Origin of the sequence: Caballeronia sp. (assembly GCF_028292365.1) — a bacterium.
Lineage (GTDB): Bacteria > Pseudomonadota > Gammaproteobacteria > Burkholderiales > Burkholderiaceae > Caballeronia.
On record NZ_JAQGMM010000482.1, the window covers coordinates 1 to 4,499 of the forward strand.

Sequence of the window (4,499 nt, forward strand, 5' to 3'; positions counted from 1 at the left end):
TTGTTGCGACTCCGGAAGCCGTGCAAGCGCCGCCGCCCGCACCCGCCCAATCGGCGCCTGTCGCCGCTTCACCGTCGGCACCGAAACCACCGCCTCAAACCACGGCGGGGTATCGAAGTTTTAATACTTTCGCGGTGAATTACCAGCACGGCACCGGCGATGCACGCTATTCAGCCATTCTCCGGCGATACGGGTTGTTCTCGTGGAAACTGGTCGCAGTGGAGCTGAACGGCGGCTAGGCAAGCCAGCAGATTCTCCGCAGCAACAGAGGACTGTTCGTCCGGTTGCTGCGGGGGAACGGCGGTCCCAGTTTGGCCACCTGCTGCTCGCAATGCGCCCTCACGTATCGGGCATCGGGCATCAGGCATTGACCTCGGCTTTCGCGGGCTTTGCCGCATGCGCGGCGTCCTCCTGTTCGGCAGATGTACCCGTCGGCGACACCGCGACCAAAATGCTGCAGGACACACGATCCATCAGCGGCGTGTTGCCCGAGCCCATCCACCAGCGCGCAAGGCCCGTGCGGCACCGATGCCCGACCACCACCAGATCCACCTGCAAGCTCTGGGCGAGCCCGGCAATTTCATCGATAGGATGTCCGAACGCAAAGTGGCCCTGGGCCGGCACGCCCCGCTCGGTCAGCCATTCCACGCCCTCGCGCAGGATGTCCCGGGCGGCGTCTTCGAAACGGCCGCACGCCATATCGGTGAGAAGACCGGCGCTTTGGGCGATGCTGGAGCGCATGTCGACAACGGCGAGCACGTGCGTTTCGGCTTTCAGGTCGAGCGCCAGATTCGCGCCATCACGTAACGCCTTACGCCCTTCGCGGGAGCCGTCGTAACACAACAGGATTTTTCGGTAGCTCGCCATGGTGGTTCTCCGCGCTGCAACGAGGGCAGCAAAGGGCATCGAAAAAACGGTCGTCAAGTGTTGCAGATTCTGCCCCGTGGTCCGGGCGGGCGACAAAAACCCGGGCCGCGTTGCCTTCATCATGGTGCGTCGCTGAAACCGTGGCAACGATGGAAAACGCTAATGCGGTCCAGTCGCCGACGAAACGCCAAGCGGACAGCGTGCCAGGCACGGGAATCCCTTGATGGGTGGGCTTTCCAGCAATTGATCGGAGCGTCACGAACACGCTCTGCAACCGAAAAACAGCTTCAGTGCGCCCTCGCAGTGCAGGTCAATCAGAGGAACGCGCCTCGTTGGTGCAATCGATTAAACTAGTTAGCTTGTCTTCGGACCCAAATCAGACCCAAACACCTGAGTTTGCGCATGTCAGATGCAGCAGTATTACCCAGCGACGCCATCCGGCCGACCGCCGCACCGGCAGCACCAGCCGCGCCGGCGATCGAATTTGTCGACGTCGAAAAACATTACGGTGACAAGACAGTCGTCAATGGCCTGTCTTTCCACGTCCAGCCCGGCGAGTGCTTCGGCCTGCTGGGTCCCAACGGCGCGGGCAAGACGACCACGCTCAAGATGCTGCTCGGCCTGACCGCGCCGGATGCGGGCACGATCCGTCTCGTCGATGAACCAATCCCCTCGCGTGCTCGTTACGCCCGTCGCCGAGTGGGCGTCGTGCCGCAATTCGATAACCTCGATCCGGACTTCACCGTCCGCGAAAACCTGCTCGTGTTCGGACGCTATTTCGGCATGAGCGGCAGCGAGATCGAAGCCGTGGTGCCGTCGCTGCTCGAATTTGCACGGCTGGAAAGTAAGGCGAACGCGCGGGTCGGCGAGTTATCAGGCGGAATGAAACGGCGGCTGACGCTGGCGCGTGCACTGGTCAACGATCCTGACGTGCTGATCATGGACGAACCGACCACTGGGCTCGATCCGCAAGCTCGGCATCTGATCTGGGAACGGCTGCGCTCGCTGCTCGCACGCGGCAAGACAATCCTGCTCACCACACATTTCATGGAGGAGGCCGAACGGCTTTGCGACCGGCTGTGCGTGATCGAGGAAGGCCGCAAGGTGGCCGAAGGCAAACCCGACGATCTCATCCAGCGGGTCATCGGCTGCGACGTGATCGAGATCTACGGTCCCGATCCGCAAGCCCTTCGCGACGAACTCCTGCCGTTCGTCGGCCGCATGGAGATCAGCGGCGAAACGCTGTTTTGTTATGTCGATGACCCCGCGCCTGTGCATCAACGCGTGAAGGGACGGGCTGGCGTGCGTTATCTGCACCGGCCGGCGAATCTTGAAGATGTGTTTTTGCGCCTCACCGGGCGCGAGATGGTGGACTGATCGATGTCGAGCGAACCGAATGTGAACACCGCTGAGTCCCCTGAGTCCCCAGTTGCGCCTCCTCGTGCAACCCGCGCAGTGGGGAAGTCTCAGCTCAAACCTCATCGCGAGCCCTTCCTGAGTGCGATGCCTGCGAACGCGTCGAACTGGATGTCGGTCTGGCGGCGAAATTATCTCGTCTGGAAAAAACTGGCGATCGCGTCGATGTTCGGCAATCTCGCCGACCCGATGATCTATCTGTTCGGCCTGGGTCTCGGGCTTGGCCTGATGGTCGGCCACGTGGATGGCGTCTCATACATCGCGTTTCTCGCGGCGGGTACGGTGGCGTCGAGCGTGATGATGTCGGCGAGTTTCGAGGCCATGTACTCCGGATTCTCACGCATGCATGTGCAGCGAACGTGGGAAGCAATCATGCATACGCCGCTTACTCTGGGTGACATCGTGCTCGCGGAAATTGTGTGGGCGGCGAGTAAATCCGTGCTCTCCGGTGTCGCGATCATGCTGGTGGCCGGCGTGCTCGGCTACGCAAGTTTTCCGACCATGCTGTATGCGTTGCCCGTGATTGTCCTGACTGGTTTGGCGTTCTCCAGCACGGCGATGATCGTGACCGCGGTGGCGCCGAGTTACGACTTCTTCATGTTCTACCAGACGCTAGCGCTTACGCCCATGTTGCTGCTCTCCGGCGTATTTTTCCCGCTCACGCAGTTGCCGGCGGTGGCGCAAAACGTCTCGCTGTTACTGCCGTTGTCGCACGCGGTCGCGCTCATCCGGCCCGCGATGCTCGACCGGCCGGCAGAACATGTCGTGCTGCATGTGGCCGTGCTCGCAGCGTATGCCATCGTGCCGTTTTTTATCTGCGCGGTGCTGTTTCGTCGACGGATGATGCGTTGAACGAACGACCGAGATGCAAGGTCGCCCAAAGCCGCTCTAATCAAGAAAAGCCCGTCCCAACGTAAGTTGAAACGGGCTTTTTACATGCTTCAATCCGCTTGCCTCGGCAGAAAACTCAGCGGGAAAATCAACTCACAATTCAACTCACTTCAGTCCCGGGCTGAACTCCTTGTGCCCGCCAAACCCGAACCTCATTGCAGACAACATCCGGTCGGCAAACGAATTCTCCTCGCGCGACCGGAACCGTGCATACAGCGCGGCCGATAACACCTGCGCCGGCACCGCCTCTTCGAGCGCCGCCTCGATCGTCCAGCGCCCTTCGCCGCTATCGGCCACTTCAGCGGAGTATTTGTCGAGCGAACTGTTGCCGGCCAACGCACCCGCGGTCAGATCGAGCAGCCACGACGACACCACGCTGCCCCGACGCCACACCTCGGCAACGTCGGCGATATCCAGATCGTAGCGCTGCGCCTCGGGCAACTCCGTCGACGACTTGTGCTTCAGGATGTCGAACCCTTCCGCGTACGCCTGCATCAATCCGTATTCGATGCCGTTATGCACCATCTTCACGAAGTGACCCGCCCCCACCGGCCCCACATACATATAGCCGTTTTCCACGCGTGAATCGCGACCCTCGCGATTCGGCGTGGCGGGAATATCGCCGCGTCCGGGAGCCAGCACCGAAAGAATCGGATCGTGCCGCTGCACTACGTCCTTGTCACCGCCGATCATCATGCAATAGCCACGCTCCAATCCCCACACGCCACCCGAGGTGCCTACGTCGACGAAATTGATGCCCTTCTCCTTCAACTTCGCCGCGTGGATGATGTCGTCCTTGTAGAAGCTGTTGCCGCCGTCGATGACCGTGTCGCCCGCTTCCAGAATCTCGTAAAGATCGTTCAGCGTGTCTTCGGTGATCTTGCCCGCCGGCAACATCAGCCAGACCGAGCGTGGTGCGGCAAGCTTCTTCACGAGGTCGCCCAGATCGCTCGATCCGGTCGCGCCGTCGGCTACGACCGCTTGCGTCGCTTCGGGCGCATGGTCGTACACCACGCACGTCTGCCCGCCGCGCATCAACCGGCGTGCGATGTTCGCCCCCATACGGCCTAGTCCCACAATTCCAATCTGCATGATGGCTTACTCCTTATGGCTGGTTTTGACGCGTTCGATCTGCTTTTTGGCTTCGTCGTAAACACGTTCCGGCGTAAAACCGAATTTCTTCTTCAGGTCGGACAGCGGAGCCGACGCCCCGAACGTATGCATCACGATCTGCGAACCAAGACGGCCGACATAGCGGTCCCAGCCAAGCGTGCCCGCCTGCTCGACGCACACACGCGCGTCGACATCCGGCGGAATCACGGAAT

Annotated in this window: 4 protein-coding genes and 2 pseudogenes; 3 read left to right on the forward strand and 3 right to left on the reverse strand. The window is 61.1% G+C overall.

Annotated features, from left to right (window positions below; genetic code table 11):
• Positions 1–239: pseudogene (locus JWR14_RS27960) on the forward strand (hypothetical protein); the annotation flags it as partial.
• A 121-nt stretch (positions 240–360) separates the two neighbouring features.
• Here the strand turns inward: JWR14_RS27960 and JWR14_RS27965 are convergent.
• The gene (locus JWR14_RS27965) at positions 361–867 is read right to left on the reverse strand and encodes a universal stress protein (protein ID WP_299715337.1); all 507 of its coding nucleotides are present in this window, start codon (positions 865–867) and stop codon (positions 361–363) included.
• 402 nt (positions 868–1,269) lie between these two features.
• Here JWR14_RS27965 and nodI point away from each other — a divergent pair, with 402 nt between their 5' ends.
• Together nodI and JWR14_RS27975 are read left to right on the forward strand one after the other, a co-directional pair.
• On the forward strand, positions 1,270–2,244 hold the full coding sequence (nodI, locus tag JWR14_RS27970) for a nodulation factor ABC transporter ATP-binding protein NodI (protein ID WP_299715340.1): 975 nt from the start codon (positions 1,270–1,272) through the stop codon (positions 2,242–2,244).
• Positions 2,245–2,322: 78 nt separating this feature from the next.
• Positions 2,323–3,135: an ABC transporter permease gene (locus tag JWR14_RS27975; RefSeq protein ID WP_366144608.1), complete on the forward strand. Its 813-nt coding sequence runs from the start codon at positions 2,323–2,325 to the stop codon at positions 3,133–3,135.
• A 144-nt stretch (positions 3,136–3,279) separates the two neighbouring features.
• Here JWR14_RS27975 and gnd read toward each other — a convergent pair whose 3' ends face one another.
• Entirely contained in the window at positions 3,280–4,266 is a 987-nt protein-coding gene (gnd, locus tag JWR14_RS27980; protein ID WP_299715347.1) for a phosphogluconate dehydrogenase (NAD(+)-dependent, decarboxylating), read from the reverse strand.
• Positions 4,267–4,272: 6 nt separating this feature from the next.
• Positions 4,273–4,499: pseudogene (locus JWR14_RS27985) on the reverse strand (transketolase); the annotation flags it as partial.

Excerpts from the sequence above, each read along its gene's own strand:
- gnd (WP_299715347.1), bottom strand. The coding sequence starts at position 4,266 with ATGCAGATTGGAATTGTGGGACTAGGCCGTATGGGGGCGAACATCGCA.
- JWR14_RS27965 (WP_299715337.1), bottom strand. The coding sequence starts at position 867 with ATGGCGAGCTACCGAAAAATCCTGTTGTGTTACGACGGCTCCCGCGAA.
- nodI (WP_299715340.1), top strand. The coding sequence starts at position 1,270 with ATGTCAGATGCAGCAGTATTACCCAGCGACGCCATCCGGCCGACCGCC.